We start from the raw sequence: 17,824 nt of genomic DNA on the forward strand, positions 1-17,824 counted from the left end.
CATTAACCAAACAAAAATCCATGAAAACCAAGCTTGGAATTATTATTTGCCTGTTGGCCCTGGCGGCTTGCACGCAAAACAAGGAAACAAATTACGAATTAAAAAAGGCGGAAAGCGGCGGCTTCACGTATGAATACGTTGATGGCGACCCTTTAAAAACAAGGATTTATACCCTGAGCAATGGGCTCAAAGTCTATTTGAGCGATTACAAAAATGAGCCTCGCATTCAAACAGCCATAGCCGTGAAAGCTGGTGGTAAAAACGATCCAGCTGACAATACTGGCCTGGCCCACTATCTGGAGCATATGATGTTCAAGGGCACAGCCACCTTTGGCACACAAGACTGGGAAACCGAGAGCGTGCTGGTCGACAGTGTGGAAGCACTTTTCAACCAATACAAAGAAATTTCTGACCCGGATGAACGCAAAAAGCATTACAGTATCATTGACCAGGTGTCGATTGAAGCATCTAAATATGCGATAGCCAATGAATATGATAAGATGGTTTCCGGTATCGGAGCCAAGGGCACCAATGCTTATACGACTAATGACCGCACAGTTTACATTAACGACATACCTGCCAATCAGCTGGAAAACTGGCTGAAAATTGAGTCTAACAGATTTCAGATGATTGTCAATCGCCTGTTTCATACAGAATTAGAAGCAGTGTATGAGGAGAAAAACCGCAGCCTCGACAGCGACATCTGGAAGGGATTTGAGGCAATGCTGAGTGCTTTGTTCAAAGAGCATCCTTACGGTACCCAAACAGTGATTGGCACCATCGATCACCTCAAGAATCCATCCATTACTGAGATCAAAAACTATTTCTATAAGTATTATGTGCCCAACAACGTGGGCATTTGCCTAAGTGGCGATCTGGATTTCGATGCCACCATTGCATTGATCGACAAATACTTTGGAAGCTGGAAGGCCAATGAAACGCTACCGACATGGAAGCCTGTGCAGGAAGCGCCTCTCACAGCACCAATTGTAACTGAGGTGTTGGGGCCAGATGCGGAACGCATCATGATGGGTTTTCGATTACCCGGCAGATCTAGTAAAGACTATGTGATGGTGAGGTTAATAGATAATATGCTCAGCAACAGCCAGGCTGGTCTGGTAGACCTTGATCTTGTGAAACAACAAAAAGTACTGGAGGCGTCCACCTTCGTGTACGACATGAATGATTATAGCATGCAGGTGCTGATGGCCAGCCCCAAAGACGGCCAAACACTGGATCAGCTCCGTGACCTTTTTCTGGAAGAGCTTGAGAAAATTAAGACAGGCAACTTCGACGACTGGCTGATTTCGGCTGTAGTGAACGACCTGAAAAAGAACCAGCTCAATCAGTACCAGTACAATTGGGCACGATCCAACGACCTGGTGGTGGCTTTCACTGGCAACATGCCCTGGGGCGACTTTGTGTCGGAGTTCGACCGGATGTCGAAAGTGACAAAAGAAGATGTGATGGCTTACGCCAAAGCTAATTTTGGTGACAACTATGCGCTTGTTTACAAACGGACGGGTAAAGACCCGAATGCGCAGCAGGTGGAAAAACCTGAGATCACAAAGGTGGAACTGAACCGGGAAGCCAAGTCTCCTTTTCATGAAGCAATTATCAACAACGAACCGCCAAAGTTGAAGCCGTTGTTCGTGGACTACGACAAAGACATTGAAAAGCTGACAATGAAAAATGACCTGGAGGTGCTCTATACCCGCAATGATGAGAACGATTTGTTCGACTTGTACTATAAGGCAAACTTTGGTACGAATATCGACCCGAAAATAAAAGTAGCTGTTGACTACCTTGAGTTTGTTGGTACGCCAACTCATTCTGCTGAAGAAATCCAGAAGGAGCTTTTCAAACTCGGTTGCAGCTTCTCAGTATTTTCTTCGGCTGAGGAAAGCTATGTAATGCTTACAGGGCTTTCTGAACACATGGAAAAGGCGATGGAAATCTTCGAAGACTTGCTCGCCAACGCCCAGCCGGACGAGGAGGCGCTGGCCAAACTGAAAGACAGGATACTGAAAGAAAGAGAAGATCAGAAAAAGAACAAATCAGCCATACTTTTCAGCGGGCTAATGAACTACGGACTTTACGGGGATCAGTCGCCATTTACCAACGTGGTGTCCAATACTGAACTGATGAACCTCAATTCGGAGGAACTGCTTGGCCTCACCAAAAACTTCACCAAGACGACACACAAGGTGTTGTATTACGGGCCAGTAGATTCGAAAAGGCTTGTGAATATATTGAACACCAGGCATACTTTGCCAGAAACCATGTTGCCGCTTCCGGAGCCAAAGGAATTCGCCAAGCAGGAGGTTGACAAGCCAAAAGTTTTCTGGGCCGACTACGACATGGTGCAGGAAGAAATTCTGTTCCTGACAAAAGGCGAGGAATTTGACGTGCAGCTAATGCCGGAAACAGAGCTCTACAATGAGTATTTCGGAGGTAACATGGGCTCTATTGTTTTTCAGGAGATAAGAGAGGCACAAGGTCTGGCCTATTCCGTTTGGGCCAATTATTCAACCGCTGATGAACAAGGCAAAAGCGATCACTTCTTTGCTTACATAGGCACACAAGCCGACAAGCAAAACCAAGCTGTGCCAGCTTTGCTAAATATTATTGAAAACCTTCCAGCATCAGAAAATGGTTTGGCAACTGCAAAAAAGTCAATCATGAGCCAAATCGAGAGCGAACGAATTACTCGTGGGAGCAAGCTTTTTAATTACGAGAGTGCCAGAGATATGGGGCTGGATCATGATATCAGACAGGATATTTACGAAAAGATTCCGACCATGACCATGGAGGATGTCGTCGCCTTTCAGAAGCAATATGTGAAAGGAAAGAAGTATAACATGATGGTGCTGGGCGACAAGGACAAGATCGACTTCAAGGGTCTTCAGCAATACGGTGAAGTGAAGCAGTTGACCCTGGAAGAGCTATTTGGCTACGACAAGGTAGAGAAGATTAATATTCAGTAAAGCATTATTGATTGCCGGAGCTTTCGCCCAGCCAGGTCGGGAGCTCCGTTTTTTTACGTTTCAAAAGCCAATGCTCCGCACTTGTAGACCTTTTGAACACTTATCTTTTCTTCAAAAGTAAAGATGACAGCGTCTTCCCAAGCTAGTTTGTTGGGCTCTCTGTAGGTGTTCATCAAACTGTCTGGAATGACCGATGCCATTTTCCAGGCCTGGCTTAAGCTTGCCACTTGATGTGTTACCAGGCATTCCACATTCTGAAGCAATGTCATGGCGGCACCTGCAAGCAGTCCGTTTCCACCCTCCATACTCAGTCGACCATTAGGTTCGAGCTTCACCTGGCCACCAATATGAGTGTTGTAAACACTAGGCTTCATGCCAGTAAATAGGGTGGCATCGCTCACTAAAAAGCAGTTCTTGCCTTTTGCCTTGATAACGACTTTCATGAAACTATCAGGGAGGTGGAAACCATCGGCGATAATGCTGGCATAAAGCCCTTCCTGAGCCAGTTGCTCCCAAATAATATTGGGGTGCCTCGGTAGCATAAGTGGAACCGCATTGCCGATATGCGTTGACAAGGTGGCCCCGGCAGCAACTGCTTTTTGAATTTGTTGTGGGGAAGCCAGGCTATGACCTATTGACACCAGCACTCTACTTTTTACTGCGCTGGAAATAAACGCTGCCGAGTTGTCCCACTCAGGGGAAAGGGTAATCATCTTGATCCGGTTGCCGGCAGCTTTCTGAAACCGCATGAACAGCTCCCAGTCCGGTGCTTTCACATATTTTTTATTATGTGCACCTCTGGCCCCCTCTTCTTTCGAAATGAAAGGCCCTTCAAGATGGATGCCAGCAACGCACTGGCCAAGCAAGTCATGTTGACGGCAGGCTTCGTTGATGGTGGCCAGCAGCTGGCAGATGTTTTCGTCGGAATTGGTAATGATAGTAGGGAAGAAAGTGGTTACGCCGTGGCTCAATAGGTATTTAGCTGCATTCCAAAGATCGTCTGCGGTCAGAGAGGTATCATTGAAGTCGATGCCGTTAACGCCGTTTACCTGAAGATCCACAAGGCCGGGGCCCACAAACAAAACCTGGTCAGACAGGGAATGTGATTTTGATAAAGCCGATATTCCGTTGGTGGCATTCACTTTTACGTGGCGACCATTAAGGCAGTCGATAGCTTCTATAAATGACGCTTCTTTCATCGGTTAATTGGAATATAACTTTCTCCAAATGAATCAGGATCAAGAAAGAGATGGCAGCCGCCGTGCTTTCTCAGGATCGAAGCGGGGCAGGTGGTGGCAATGGGGCCATGAAGGGTAGCTGCAACGGCCGCTCTTTTGTTTTTACCTGGCACTACGCAAAACAAGCTCTTTCCAGCCATTAGTGTGGAAATAGTAAGCGTAAGTGCATGCGTAGGCACGGCGTCGAAAGATGGGAAACACCCGTCGTTGACCTGCTGCTGACGACAGGGAACATCCAACTCTACCACCTTCACTGTTTCAGGGTCGTTAAAATCCGCAACAGGTGGGTCGTTGAAGGCAATGTGGCCGTTTTCTCCTATGCCCAGACAGATGATGTCGATAGGCTTTTCGGTCAAAAGCTGAGCGTATCTTTCAACTTCATTGTCCCCGCCGTTTCCGTCGAGGAGGTTGATTTGCTTTAATGGGACATGATCAAACAAATGGCTCTTCAGATAGTAGCCAAAAGACTGCGGCGACCCGGCAGGCAGCCCTACGTACTCATCCATGTGGAAAGCCACCACCTTTTGCCACGGAATAAATTCACTCTCTTTCAGAAAGTCGAGCACCTCATTTTGTGAAGGAGCAGCGGCAAATATCATCCGCACTTCGCCTTGTTTTTTTAACAGGTTTAGTATCTCTTGTTCTACTGCCTTCCCCGCAGCAACCCCCATCTCCCTTCTATCTTTGCATACTTTAACCTTCATGCTCCAATGATTTTAGCAGACCGCTTACGGCTTCAGAAACCGGTTTGCTCCGGTTCAGCAGCCCGAGGCCGATAAACACGAATAAAGATACAATCAATGGCAAGGCCACAGCAAGTGCCAGGCTGGTAATTTCAATGTTCTTGGTGGCAATGAAAGTGACAAAACCCGCCGCAATTGACCCAATCGCAGCCAGTGGCCCGCAGTGCCTGAACATAGGCAACATACCAAACAGCATGGGCACGGCAATAGGCCCTACCAAAGCACCAAACCAGGTGACAATAAGACCAAACACGCCTCCAAAGCGTTCGTTTTGGGAGGCCACCACCAGTGTCATCAGCGTGAAGATGAAGGTGGTTGCTCTGGCCACCACCAGCGAGGTGCGCTTTTCTTTCAGCCTTTTCGACAGCACGGGCAGTATGTCTCTCGTGAGCACCGCCGAAATGGTGTTGATGTCGGAGGAAGTCATCGTCATTGTATTGGCAAAAAGAGATGCCACCACCAAGCCGACCAGGCCTGCGGGCAGTAGTTTCAACGTCAGCAGCCCATACGACTGGGTTGGGTCTTCTAGTCCCGGCAAAATAAGAGGGGCCGCCCACATAGGGAGGAATAGAATCAAAGGCCAGATCAGGTAGAGGCTACCGGACAGGTAGGCCGCTCTTTTGGCTTGGGTTTCATTTGGCGATGAAATGTAGCGGGTGGCGAGGTTCCAGGTACCGCCATTGTAGCTGAGGAAATTGATGCAGAGAAAAGCCAGTGCAAACCCAACGGTATATGGACTGTTGAAAGGCTGACTGTTGCCTTCTGGCAGTTCGTTCCAAAAGGTGAGAATCTCATTCCATCCTCCCAGGTGCCGAACAACCATGACCAGCATAATGAGACCAGCTAAAATTTGCACGATAAACTGAGCGAAGTCCGTAATAATTACGGCCCATAGACCGCCGAACGTGACGTAAATGAGAGAAACACCTCCGGAAATGAGAATGCCATAAATGAGCGGAAGCCCCGTAAATACATTAAGCAACACAGCGATGGCTGTCCACTTGGCACCCACATCAAATAGCTTTAACAGTACCCCGCTCCAGGCCATGATTTGTTGGGTGAGGAGGTTGTAGCGAACAGTGAGGTATTCCAGCGGTGACTGTATTTGCAGACGTTTTCGCAGCCGAACCCAGAGGACGGGAAATAGCCTTGCACTTAGAAGGACGGTGATGCCGATGGTAAAGGCCCACCACACATAAATAGAGAACCCGTGCGTGTAGGCAAGGCTGGCGTATGCTACAAATACTGCGCCGCTGTAGCCCGAAACGTGATGGGAAATGCCCGACAGCCACCAGGGTAGCTGTCCACTGGCCACGAAGTAGTCTTCGGCTGTTTTGTTCCTGGTCATCGACCACAGGCCGATCACCAACATAAGCACGAAGAGTAAGCCGATTACGATAAAATCAGGAGTGCTTAGTTGCAAAGTAGCGGTTGGTTAGGGTAAAAGAATTCTGTTGTCATCAACCTCTCGCTTTGTCCATTACTTCCGCCAGGGTCACCTTGCTGCCACCACGTCGTTTGCTCTCATCGGCAGCTTCCATAAAGGCGTATATCTCCAGGGTTTCCTCTGGGCTAACCGGTGCTTTCCCTGTTTTTAAGAACTTGATGACTTCCACCAGCAGGGGCCGGTAGCCATCGTAAGGCCCAACTGGCGCAATGCCATTCTCGCCGAAGACAGTACCTCCATAACCTGTTTTCTCCTTGCGCATACCCCTGAATGTTCCAATCCGGTTGTCGTTCCACACACCAACCACAATGTCTGTGTCGGGTGTTTGCGTCCTGGTCACTTCTTTGCAGCCTGCTCCCATCACGGTAAAAAGCGATTCCACTCCGTGAATGCCGTACCAGAAGAAGTCGGGATGGTGAGGCTCCAAATGTGCCGGGCTGTAAGTGTCTGCACCTTGTACCTTGCCCACGAGCTTCCCTTCTCTGGCCTCATTGGCGTCTTTCATATAGCGAAGTGAGGAGGCTGAGAAGATGGGAACTCCGGCTGCGGCAGCTTCTTTGTAAATGGTGACGCAATCTTTTAGTGAGGCTGCCACTGGCTTGTCAACGAACATAGGCTTTTTCGCCTTGATTACTTGCCTGGCCTGCTCAAGGTGTAGCCTCCCATCATTGGTTTCAAGCAGAATGACATCGGTTTTATCAAGTAGCTCTTTGATGGAGCTGGTGATTTCTACCCCCAGCTTCTTCACATCTTCAATGTATCCTGGAATGCGGCTCACACTCGATTCAATGTCGGCGCTGCCATGGGGGTAAGCTGCCACTACCCTGTAACCAGCCAGGTCGTCGACCACCTCCGGGTCGTTGAGCAATTTGGTAAAGGCCACACTGTGCGAGGTGTCGAGGCCGATAATACCAACCCGCACTGGTTTTGCCTGGAACAAACTCCGGGCGGAAGCCTCGTTAGCCAAAATGCCAAACCCGACTCCCGCCACGGCCGATTTCTTTAAAAATGTTCTTCTATTGAAGGGTATCATAAAAAGGAAGTCTTTTGTAAAAGTTAAACTTTTGGTTCCCAGCCTGGCTCATAGCTGCGTTTCCACAGCGCCATGGCTTCATCGTCGCCGATCACATTTCCGTTTTCAGAATTGCAGTTCAACGACCGGCCCACCCTTTGGGAAATATTGCCAAGGTGGCAGAGTAAAACACTTTTTCTGGAATCTTTATAATCTGAAACAGGCGTTTTTCCTTCCTTGATGGATTTGTAGAAGTCAGCGATATGGTCAGCATCCAGGTCGAAGCCGGGGCCTGTAGCGTCCAATGGTTTGCCTGTATTTTCGGCGCTTGCTTTCTTCACGAGCTTGTCCTGATTGTCATACACCACATAGCTGTTACCGTCAATCACCAGTGTGCCATTTTCTCCATGGAAGGAAACACCTGTGGAGGCGCCTTCAAGCCGGTGGCCGTTGCAGCTTCTCCCTTCCCAGGAGATGGTTTTATTGTCGGCGAAGTCCCACAGCGTCATTTGCGTGTCCGGCGTTTGCCAGTCGTCTTTGTAGGCATACCGGCCGCCCTGCGAGCTAACCTTGGCCGGAAATTCTACGCCAAGACCCAGGCGGCACAAATCGACAAAGTGGGTGCCATTGTTCAGCAGCTCACCAGTGCCCCAGTGCCAGAACCAGTGCCAGTTGTAGTGAATGAGGTTATCTTTGTATGGCATTCGTGGTGCCGGGCCCTGCCACATGTCGAAGTCGAGGCCAGCAGGAACTGCCACCGCCTTTCCGTAGCCAATAGATGCCCGGGTGTTGGCATACCAGCCTTTCGCCAGGTACACATTGCCAATAATGCCGTTTTTGAGTTCTCCAAGAGCCTCAGCCACAAAAGGCCACGACCGTCGCTGGTTGCCCATTTTCACAACCTTGCCATATTTCATGGAGGCCGAAGCGACCATTTCTCCCTCATAGGGGTTGTGGCTTCCGGGCTTTTCTACGTAAACATTTTTCCCCGCACTTAGTGCCAGTAGTGAGGCTGGTGCATGCCAGTGGTCGGGGGCTGCAATGACCAATGCATCCACACCTTTATCGTCGAGCACTTTCCGGAAATCTTTGACAGCCTTGGGAGCTTTCTTCTGGCCAGCGTCTGCCACGGCCTTCAGCCCATTGGCCATGGCATTATCGTCCACATCGCAGATGTAGGCGACTTCTATCCCTGGTGTTTTGGTGAACCCCGTCGCCAGCGCAGAGCCCCTTGAGTTGACACCCATAATGCCAACCACAAGCTTGTCGCTGGCGGGTGTACTAAAGGCGTTGTAGCCGTGGCTGCCCAGCAAGCCAATGCCAACACTGGCTGCCGTGGTTTTTTTCAGGAAGTCTCTTCTGTTCTGATTTGCTGACATAACATTGTAGTATTAGTAGATGTCAACAATATACTGAAAAGGTCATCCAAAATCATGGCCGTTTATCAAGCAGTTGGCCATGCAAAGTAGGCTCAGGTGGCCTTTTGTTTTACCTCATAGCCCTTCCATCCATAGTAGAACAGGTAGATGTAGCAAACGATAGGAAGGAGAAATGATGCCTGCATCCCATATTGATCAGCCAAAATCCCTTGCAAAGGCGGAACAAGGGCTCCTCCCAATATGGCCATTACTAGGAGAGAAGAGCCCTGACTGGTGTATCGACCTAAATCCTTGATGGCCAGGGTGAAAATGTTGGACCACATGATAGAGTTGAAAAGGCCAATGAAGAGTAGTACCCACATTGAAATGGCGCCGTTCATGAACACCGCAATCAAAAGTAGTACAATTGCCGCCAGCGAGAAGGCCGCCAGCACCTTGTTGGGATGAGCCCCAAAAATCATAAAAATCACATAGTTTAGTGCCAAGCCAGCCAGATAGGGCAGGGAGTCGATGAAATCAACACCGGCGATAAGTGACACTATGGCATAGCCTGCTACGCCAAGGGCAAACATACCTATCAGCTTTTTTCCAGCCGTTGACTTGTCACTCATCATGATAGCACCCATAAACCGGCCGATCATGGCGCCACCCCAGTAAAAGGAAAGGAATTTGCTGGCAGCCCCTTCCTCCATTCCGGTGATGTTTTCTAATCCCATAAAGTTGATTAAGAAAGTTCCTATGGCAACCTCGGCACCCACATAACAAAATATAGCAAATATGCCGCCTCTCAAATGACTGAATCCAAGCACTTTGGCTCCTTTTTCGATCACGTCCTCATTGGCAAATTTTGGTAGTTTGATAAAGAAAATGATAACAGCTAGCAGCCAGAAAAGACTGGCCAGCACCACATAGGGAATCTTAACAGCTACTTCTCCAGCTGAGGCGTCCGTTACAAAGTACTGAAAGATAAAGAATCCGCCGATGACGGGTGCGATTGTTGTTCCAAAGGAGTTGAAACCCTGTGCAAGGTTCAGCCGACTGCTGGCAGACTCCGGTCTCCCCAGCAAAGCGACATATGGATTGGCCGCAATTTGAAGCATCGTTAGCCCTAACCCCAGGCAGAATAAAGCGCCGAGAAATAAGCCATACTGAAGAAATATCGCTGCCGGATAGAACAGAAAGCAACCAACTCCAGCTACGATCAGGCCAATGATGATTCCATTCTTGTAACCAATACGATTAATCGGGTCTCCAAACCCAACCGAAAAGACAAAATAAATAAATGCCCCAAGAAAGTATGCTCCAAAAAAAGCAAACTGGACTAACGCACCTTGAAAATTATTGAGTGTAAAGACCCCTCTGAGATATGGGACGAGAATATCATTGAGACAGGTAATGAAACCCCACATAAAGAACAGTGAGAACAGTGAGATTTGAGCCTGTATCTGGCCGCCGGAGGATGCTCCCTGAGATGTGCCTGAAGTAGAATTTAAGGAGATTGAAGCCACTATGGTAGTTTGTTAGGTATTGCAAAAGTGGGCTAATATACTGTTTTGCTCAGAAGTTTATCTAATGTAGGCGAGCTGAAATTAATCCACGTTATGATAAGACATCATATCGGGGCATTTGTCATTCATTTACTTTTAAAATTGATATTTTTTGGATAAATTATACAATCCATTCATCACCTTGAACCATCTTGATCCGATCTAAATACCTTGCTGTTGTAGGTCTACTTGTACAAAGTTTCATTGTCCAGGCAATTGTTGCTCCCAACGATTTGAGAAGGGATTTGACTGAAAAGCTAAGGATTGAAACCGACAATCGAAAGAGGGTCGATTTGATGAATGAGATATCATATAGCTACTTTGACTCCAATGACACAATCGCAAACTCCTACGCAGATAGTGCAGCCCGTCTTAGTAGAAAAATAGATTATCAGGCAGGTTTAAAGTATGCTGTTCTTTTGCAGGGCATTGGGTTTTACGGTCGGGCTGTTTACGATTCAGCGCTTTTTAAATTCAGAGAGTCGCAGGAAATTCAAGATGAAAGCAGCCGTGAAATGGACCTCTACGCCTCGGCGCTGATTGGAGAGTGCCTTACAGTATTGGCGAAATATGATTCAGCTGAAATTGTATTTGACAAAATGCTGGCCAAAGCGAAAAGCACCAATTCATATTGGCTACCCAGAGCCTACCTGGGGTTTGCCAGGATATCGTTAAGAAAATGGGAGAACAGCAGAGCACTACTTTTCCTCGACAGCGCCAGGTCGTTGATTTCTGATTCCATACAGGACTTCAGAAATATGGAGTTACTGACATTGTATGGCGAGGCCCAAAACAACCTTCTCAAACTAGATGAGTCGCATCAGGCGTTTGACCAAATGTGCTCCATTGCTGAATCCTTCAACGACAACTACTTCAGAATTAAGTGCATGCTTCGGCAAGCGGATTTTTTTTATGACAGAGGGAATTATCCAGAGGCGCTTGAGAATATCAGGGATGCATTGGAAATCACCAAGGTTTACAACTACCCAGCGCAGCAGGTGCAAATTTTGTATCAGGCTGGGTTGATCTATTTTCAGTTGACGGATTTTGATCTTGCACTTGACTATTATTTTAAGGCCCTCAGCCTCAGTGAGTCAATTGGTTTGGATGCCGAGACAGCCAATATCCTGATCGAAATCGCCTGGGTGTTCAAGGAAGAGCGAAAGCTGGATTTGGCGCTTGATTTTGTAGAACGCTCGATGGAGATAAATGAAAGAATTGGCAGCAAATACGGCGTTGCCTATGTTCATAACACGCAGGGGCTTATTTATTTTCTTCAAAAGAAGTTTCCGGAAGCCATCGGGCAGTTCAGGCTGGCTTTGGCGCTGCGAAGGGAAATCAATTACGCAAGGGGGATTGTGGCAACTCTTTACAACGAGGCACTTGTGTTTGAAGAGCTGGGAGAAAACGAAAGGGCGCTGAAGCAACTATTGCAAGCGATCGAACTTGTCACTCCGATAAACAATGCTTTGAGTTTCTCCAATTACTATCAGCAAATTGCCAAGCTATTGATAAAATTGGGCCGTTTTGACGAGGCTGAGAATTTTCTTGAAAAGGCGACCAGGATGGATGACAGATCAGCGTCCAGGTTGTCGCTAAGAGCCAGCTATCTTTTGTATTCACAGCTACATGAAGCAAAAGGGGACTTCAAATCGGCTTTAACTTACAGGAAAGAATATGAGATACTTACTGACAGCATCTTCTCAGACAAAAGTTCGGCGAAGATTGCCGTATTGCAGGCAACGTATAACCTAAAACAGAAAGAAAGCGAGATTGCGGCATTGAAAAATCAACGACAAATGCACGAGGATTTGTTGCTCCTGCAAAATACCGAAATACAAGACCAGAAATTACAGATTTATGTCGCTGTCTTTTTTCTGGCAATCGTCTCTGTGTTTGTGGCGATAATGATACACTTATATCGAAAGCTGAATCATGTACAAAAGAGCCTGGCGTTGGCCAACAGCCAGCTGAAAGAGGCAAACCTCACGGTGTTGGAGGCAAATAATACGCTGGAGCGAAAAGTGAATGATCGCACAAGTCAACTCAGGGCAGCCTATGCCGAGTTAGATACTTTTTTCTACAGGTCATCACACGACTTTAGAAGGCCACTTACAACGCTGATGGGCCTGGCCGATGTTGCCAAAATTACTGTCAAAGACGAGCAAGCCATCGAATTGTTCAAAATGGTGAGGGTGACTGCCGAAAACCTGGACAAGATGCTGTATAAGTTGCAGTCGATATCTGACATAGGTGCAATGGAGTTGTCCTATAAAAATGTGATTGTGCGGGACCTTGTTGAAAATTGCCTCGAAAAACATGCGCAGGAAATAAAGGATTTGGGTGTTGACGTTATCCTAAATGTTCAGGTGGAAGGGCCCATTACCACGTATCCTGTACTTGTTTCAATCATTATGGACAACCTTATTGAGAATGCCTTGAATTTCTCCAGCAGATCGGAACCGTATGTAAAAGTCAATGCTTACCTGAAGGGAGACAGCCTGGTTATTGAAGTTGAAGACAATGGCCATGGAATTCCCGACGACCATAAAATGAACATTTTTGCCATGTACTTCAAAGCGACCGAGAAGTCAAAGGGGAATGGCCTTGGTCTCTATATCGTTTCGAAGGCCGCTGAGAAGCTATCTGCCACTGTGCACGTAGAAACAGCTTTCGATAAGGGGAGCAGATTTATTGTCGAAATTCCAGACTGCGTGGACTCCGAGCAGGCAGTGTCGGCCTAAATGATCTGGAAGCCTGTGTTGCGTGCCCTGGCCGTCACTGCAACACACTACTTTTTTGATCTATAGGCAAATAGTAATTACCTTTCCGCTAAATAACTCGAATAATGTACGAAATACTTCTTTTTACTCACTCCTGGCTTCGTTGGGTCACCCTCATTCTTTTTGCTGTAGTGCTCTTTAACTCCCTTGGTGGGATGAATGGAGGCAAGGAATACTTAAAAAAGGACAAGACACTGACAACCTCTTTGATTGGAACACTTCACCTTCAGCTGCTGATTGGGTTGCTGCTTTATTTCGTGTATAGCCCTATCACTACTACAGCAATGGAGAATATGAAGATCGCCATGAAAGTGGGTGCTGTGAGATATTGGGCCGTTGAGCATATCTCGATCATGATAGTGGCCGTGATTGTAGCCCAAATTGGAAGCATCCGAGTGAAGAAAACTTCGGTTGATAAGAAGAAATTCAAGCTCCAGACCATATTTTTCGGTATCGCATTGATACTGATTCTTTCTCGAATCCCCTGGTCAGAGTCGGCTCGGTTATTCCGGTTCTAAGCCTGGCCTATTCTTCCTTCGATGAAGTTTGACCGTCACGAAAAATGAAATTTAAAGAGAAGTGGCCACTTTTTTTTGCATGCGCTGCGTTGTCCTCGTGTGCCACCAGAAGCCCATTGCCCGAAAATCTCCGGGAGCTGTACAAGTTTGACGTCATCATAAGAAATGGCCTGGTTGTGGATGGGTCGGGCAAGCCAGGGTATCCAGCGTCGGTCATCATTCAGTCCGACACCATTGCTTTTATTGGTGAGGTCGATTCCACCAGCACTGCCACGCTCGAGATAGATGCCAACGGCAAGGTGGTTGCGCCTGGGTTTATCGACGCTCATGCGCACGGTGATCCGATCAAAACGCCTCAGTTTTACAACTTTCTTGCGCAGGGAGTTACTACTATTTGCCTGGGGCAGGATGGCTCAAGTGACTCAAAAGGAGAATTTGGTGCATGGCAGGCTTCCGTCGACAGTGTCAGGCCAGCACTTAATATTGCTCCGTTCACTGGCCATGGTTCATTGCGAGTAGAGATAGAAGCACCGTTTGAAGAGGAAATAAGTGAGGCAGACATGGCCGTGATGGCTGAGGAACTGGATCACCAACTTCGGTTGGGTAGCTTTGGACTGACAATGGGGCTGGAGTATGTGCCGGGCCGGTATTCGGGAGAAAAAGAGTTGCAGGCGCTGGCAAAAATAGTGGGCAGTTACCAGGGCGTATTGATGGCTCACATTCGCAACGAGGACAACGACAAGCTGGAAGCCTCTTTAGATGAGTTTTTGGGCCTTGGTCAATGGGCTCAGGTGCATGTGTCTCACCTCAAGTCGGTATACGGAGAGGGTACAAAAAGAGCCGTGGAAATTACTTCCATTCTTGCGAAGTATGAATCGCTTGGCTACAGGGTAAGTGCTGATGTTTACCCATACATGGCCAGTTTCACAGGCATAGGTATTGTGTTCCCCGACTGGGCCATTCCTCCAGCCAATTTCAACTTAGTTAAAAAGGCGAGAAGGGGTGAATTGGAGGAGTTTCTGCGAAATAAGATTGCTCAAAGAAATGGGCCGGCTGCAACCCTCTTCGGCACAGCTCCCTATGCAGGAAAAACGCTGGCTGATCTTGAAAAAGAGCTCGGAAAGCCCTTTGAAGACATCCTCATTGATGATATTGGGCCCAGAGGAGCAAGTGCGGCCTACTTTGTGATGGACGATTCGCTGCAGGTGGCTTTAATGAAAAGCGACTATGTGGTGGTGTCGTCCGACGGCAGCCCTGGCATGAGGCACCCGAGAGGCTATGGCAGCTTTGGTAAAATGATAGAGGCTTATACAGTGCAGAGTAACTATTTCACGATAGAACAGGTCATCCATAAAATGAGTGGACAAACAGCTGAAATTATCGGGCTAAAAGGCAGGGGCCTGCTAAAGGTGGGCTACAAAGCTGATGTAGCAATTTTCGACCCGGCTAAAATCAAGGTAAAGGCCGATTTTCAGCATCCGCATCACCTTACCGAGGGTTTCGATTTTGTTTTGGTCAATGGCAAGTTGGCGAGAAGCAATGGAGAGTTTGTGGAAAGCCGAAATGGAAAACTTTTGAGAAGGGAGTAGTTGCTGTTTGCTTAATATCGTATTTGCCGTAGAGTTGTTCTTCCTGTCAATTTCCTTTTTTTGTGGTGTCAGCCTCAAACTCGAAAAACTCATCTTCCTTTAACTGTAAAGTGCCGGGCTTTTTTGCCGGATCCTTCCTGATTTCCTGAAGCAGCACTTTGCCTTCCTCTTTGATGTTTTCGATCAGGCTTTTGGCGGCGCTTCGGGCGTCGTAGCTAACTTTGTAGTCATCTGTTGTTCCGGCAATCTTCACGTGGGCGTAGATATTCCCTCTTTCGTCTTCTTCTATCGCACCAAAGCTTTCATCGTTGTCACGCCGGCGCTGTCTGTTGAATAAAGGAACCTTCAGCCTGTAGTCGATTTGCTGATCGAAAGTGTGGGTGCCGCTAAGCGTTATGTTTGACACGTTTGACCGAATCTCCATGCTTGGAATCAGGATCTTTCTGTTTTCGATAAGGAACTGATTGGTGAGCTCTCCGAAGGTCAGGTGCCCTAGTTTGTCTTCTTTCACAAGTCTTGAAAGCTCTTGCATAGGGGCGAAATCTATGAGTTGACCGTTAACGCCCCTGGCATTGATGCGTGCCCTGAACAGGTCAGACATAAAGCTGAGGTTGTTGTGAACGGCCATGTCGACATCAAAGTCGGCAAAGAGCTGCCCCTTGATGTGCTTGCTTTGAATCCAGGTTTGTCCGAAGTCATGAAAAACGTGGAACACGCTGTCGATGTAGAGGTTTTTTACCTCCCCTGAGAAGTAGGTGAGCAGGGTGTCCCCGGGTTGGTCGGACAAGTTACCTGTAAGCTTGATGTCGCCACCCATGGTGGAGAAATCAAGTTTTTTCACATATACCTGCCGGTTTTGAATAAGCACTTCTGCATTCACATTTTTGCCAGTAAACCGGTCAAAAACCACCGTTTCAGCCTCAGCTGTTAGTTTCACACGTAGCCTTGGGCTCACTGTAAGCGAATAAGCTCCGCCGTCTCCGTTAGAGGTGTTTTTATTGGCTAGCAGTTCATTCAGATCCAGTCTGTTGGCTGACACCTTGCCTTCTACCAGTAGCAAGTTGTTTTTCTCCTCATAGAAAAAATGAAAGTTTCGCAGCAGCCCATTGATCCGCAGATCGCTGTTACCCAGCTTGCCGGTAGTTTCTGTAAATGCAACGTCACGGTCGTTGAAAAGTAAAATGCCACTCCACTCCCGGAACAACAGCGGGTAGCTTTGCCACGAAAAGGTAGCATCCTGGATAGTTGTTTCCCCATCTATCAGCCAATCCCCTGTCGCTTTTTCATCCAGCTTTCCCTCAAAGCCAAGCAGGTAGCTCAGCGTGCCGCTTTCGCTTTTGATGCCCCAATCGGGCACGATTTTTTCAAACTGTGCCAGTGCCAAATTGCCCTCCAGTTCGGCCCTGGTGTGCATGGTGGCCATGTTGGTGATGGTGGCGTTGCCTTTCAGGGGAAAGCTGTTCATCGTCCCCGATAGGTTTTGCAGTTGCAGACTCGTGCCTTCCGACTGAAGGTTCGTTATCAGTTGACCATCCAAACTAAAGTCAGCAAAAGTTAGCTGGCGGCTCGGGTAAAGGAACCGGACATGCTGCCCGCTAAAGTCAGTGTCCAGGGTTGGCCTCCCATTTTGTTTGGTGTAGCTTCCATTGAATGTCGCCTCGCCATCCAGGCCGTAGCTGGGCCAGTTAGTCGGCCATCCAGCGGGTATGTTACCAAGCAAATCTGCCAGGGACTTTGTGCTGCCAGCCCACTCCAGTAGCAGTTCGTCTGGGCTTGATGAGGTTAGCTTGCCGGTCAGGTTGTGGTTGGTTTCCTTTAGTTCCCAGGACTTGATCTCGGTCAGATGGCCTTTGTCGATCCTAACTCCCAGAAGTTCTATTTCCAGGAGCCGTCGTTCCAGGTAGGAGAAGCCCTGGTAAACCGTTTTCAGATTGGTGCCTTTCCAATGGCCCGAGAAAACCTGAGGGCTATTGATGGATTGGATATCGAAGTGCGCCTGGCTGAACTCCCAATAGCTTAGTAGCTCAGCAGGTCGGTCTTCATAGCGAACCTTGCTGTTGGAAATTCTCAGTTTGCCAATAGTTAGCTGGGGAGACTCCTCATCCACTACTTTCTTCTTAAACACATCAAAATTCCTGATGCCGTTCTCGTCTATGAGTAAGTTGATTTCAGCTTTTTCTACATTGAGTTGACGAATATGATAATTTTTGTCAAGGAAGTTCCAAAGGTGAAAACTAAATGACAACCGCCCGATGCTTACCAGTGGGTGTTCGGGTGTGCCTGCCTCAACCTTTTGCAAGACAATGGATATGTTGGGAAAGCTGTCCCAATAGGAAATGTCTATGTGCCCTACTTTAACCGGGGTGGTGAGTCTCTCATTTACGTTGTCGAGAAAGTATTGAATAAACTCATCACGGTTGATTTGAATATACAGCAGGCATGCCAATAGCGTGGCAGTGACAAAAGCAATTACTCCGGTAAGTATCAGTGCGGCTAGCCGTGGAATTTTCACAGGATAAAATTAAACAAATCAAAGGCGTTTCTACGATACAACGCTGAGGATATAAATTTTATGAGCTAA

11 protein-coding genes are annotated in these 17,824 nt (G+C 47.7%); 4 read left to right on the plus strand and 7 right to left on the minus strand.

All coding sequences use genetic code 11. From position 1 onward, the window contains the following. Positions 1–20: 20 nt before the first annotated feature. On the plus strand, positions 21–2,987 hold the full coding sequence (locus RIF36_RS09635) for a M16 family metallopeptidase (RefSeq protein WP_350120595.1): 2,967 nt from the start codon (positions 21–23) through the stop codon (positions 2,985–2,987). A 53-nt stretch (positions 2,988–3,040) separates the two neighbouring features. Here RIF36_RS09635 and RIF36_RS09640 read toward each other — a convergent pair whose 3' ends face one another. The 6 genes from RIF36_RS09640 to RIF36_RS09665 form a co-directional block, all read right to left on the minus strand. Then, complete coding sequence (locus RIF36_RS09640) at positions 3,041–4,186, minus strand: N-acetylglucosamine-6-phosphate deacetylase (protein WP_350120592.1); 1,146 nt, start codon at positions 4,184–4,186, stop codon at positions 3,041–3,043. After that, positions 4,183–4,929 carry a glucosamine-6-phosphate deaminase gene (locus RIF36_RS09645; RefSeq protein WP_350120589.1) on the minus strand — a complete coding sequence of 249 codons (747 nt, stop codon included), beginning with the start codon at positions 4,927–4,929 and terminating at the stop codon, positions 4,183–4,185. The genes RIF36_RS09640 and RIF36_RS09645 overlap by 4 nt, the downstream gene beginning before the upstream one ends. Then, positions 4,919–6,391 carry a sodium:solute symporter family protein gene (locus RIF36_RS09650; protein ID WP_350120587.1) on the minus strand — a complete coding sequence of 491 codons (1,473 nt, stop codon included), beginning with the start codon at positions 6,389–6,391 and terminating at the stop codon, positions 4,919–4,921. The genes RIF36_RS09645 and RIF36_RS09650 overlap by 11 nt, the downstream gene beginning before the upstream one ends. A gap of 37 nt (positions 6,392–6,428) precedes the next feature. Further along, entirely contained in the window at positions 6,429–7,448 is a 1,020-nt protein-coding gene (locus RIF36_RS09655; protein WP_350120585.1) for a Gfo/Idh/MocA family protein, read from the minus strand. A 23-nt stretch (positions 7,449–7,471) separates the two neighbouring features. After that, entirely contained in the window at positions 7,472–8,806 is a 1,335-nt protein-coding gene (locus RIF36_RS09660; RefSeq protein ID WP_350120583.1) for a Gfo/Idh/MocA family protein, read from the minus strand. 92 nt (positions 8,807–8,898) lie between these two features. Continuing rightward, positions 8,899–10,314, minus strand: a complete 1,416-nt coding sequence (locus tag RIF36_RS09665; RefSeq protein WP_350120580.1) for a sugar MFS transporter — start codon at positions 10,312–10,314, stop codon at positions 8,899–8,901. A gap of 191 nt (positions 10,315–10,505) precedes the next feature. On the opposite strand from RIF36_RS09665, the gene RIF36_RS09670 reads away from it, so the two are divergent. The 3 genes from RIF36_RS09670 (at position 10,506) to RIF36_RS09680 (ending at position 15,243) form a co-directional block, all read left to right on the plus strand. Further along, positions 10,506–13,097 carry a tetratricopeptide repeat-containing sensor histidine kinase gene (locus RIF36_RS09670; RefSeq protein WP_350120577.1) on the plus strand — a complete coding sequence of 864 codons (2,592 nt, stop codon included), beginning with the start codon at positions 10,506–10,508 and terminating at the stop codon, positions 13,095–13,097. A 104-nt stretch (positions 13,098–13,201) separates the two neighbouring features. Continuing rightward, positions 13,202–13,654, plus strand: a complete 453-nt coding sequence (locus RIF36_RS09675) for a hypothetical protein (protein ID WP_350097148.1) — start codon at positions 13,202–13,204, stop codon at positions 13,652–13,654. A 44-nt stretch (positions 13,655–13,698) separates the two neighbouring features. Continuing rightward, entirely contained in the window at positions 13,699–15,243 is a 1,545-nt protein-coding gene (locus RIF36_RS09680; protein ID WP_350120574.1) for an N-acyl-D-amino-acid deacylase family protein, read from the plus strand. A 46-nt stretch (positions 15,244–15,289) separates the two neighbouring features. Here the strand turns inward: RIF36_RS09680 and RIF36_RS09685 are convergent, their stop codons facing one another. Next, positions 15,290–17,755 (minus strand): AsmA family protein, encoded by a 2,466-nt coding sequence (locus RIF36_RS09685; RefSeq protein ID WP_350120571.1) that lies wholly within the window; start codon positions 17,753–17,755, stop codon positions 15,290–15,292. Between the last annotated feature and the right edge of the window lie 69 nt (positions 17,756–17,824).

The sequence above is a fragment of the Imperialibacter sp. genome (genome assembly GCF_040222815.1).
Classification (GTDB): Bacteria; Bacteroidota; Bacteroidia; order Cytophagales; family Cyclobacteriaceae; genus Imperialibacter.

Bases quoted from the DNA above. Each gene is read 5' to 3' on its own strand.
- RIF36_RS09635 (WP_350120595.1), top strand. From the start codon at position 21: ATGAAAACCAAGCTTGGAATTATTATTTGCCTGTTGGCCCTGGCGGCT.
- RIF36_RS09640 (WP_350120592.1), bottom strand. From the start codon at position 4,186: ATGAAAGAAGCGTCATTTATAGAAGCTATCGACTGCCTTAATGGTCGC.
- RIF36_RS09645 (WP_350120589.1), bottom strand. From the start codon at position 4,929: ATGAAGGTTAAAGTATGCAAAGATAGAAGGGAGATGGGGGTTGCTGCG.
- RIF36_RS09655 (WP_350120585.1), bottom strand. From the start codon at position 7,448: ATGATACCCTTCAATAGAAGAACATTTTTAAAGAAATCGGCCGTGGCG.
- RIF36_RS09660 (WP_350120583.1), bottom strand. From the start codon at position 8,806: ATGTCAGCAAATCAGAACAGAAGAGACTTCCTGAAAAAAACCACGGCA.
- RIF36_RS09675 (WP_350097148.1), top strand. From the start codon at position 13,202: ATGTACGAAATACTTCTTTTTACTCACTCCTGGCTTCGTTGGGTCACC.
- RIF36_RS09680 (WP_350120574.1), top strand. From the start codon at position 13,699: ATGAAATTTAAAGAGAAGTGGCCACTTTTTTTTGCATGCGCTGCGTTG.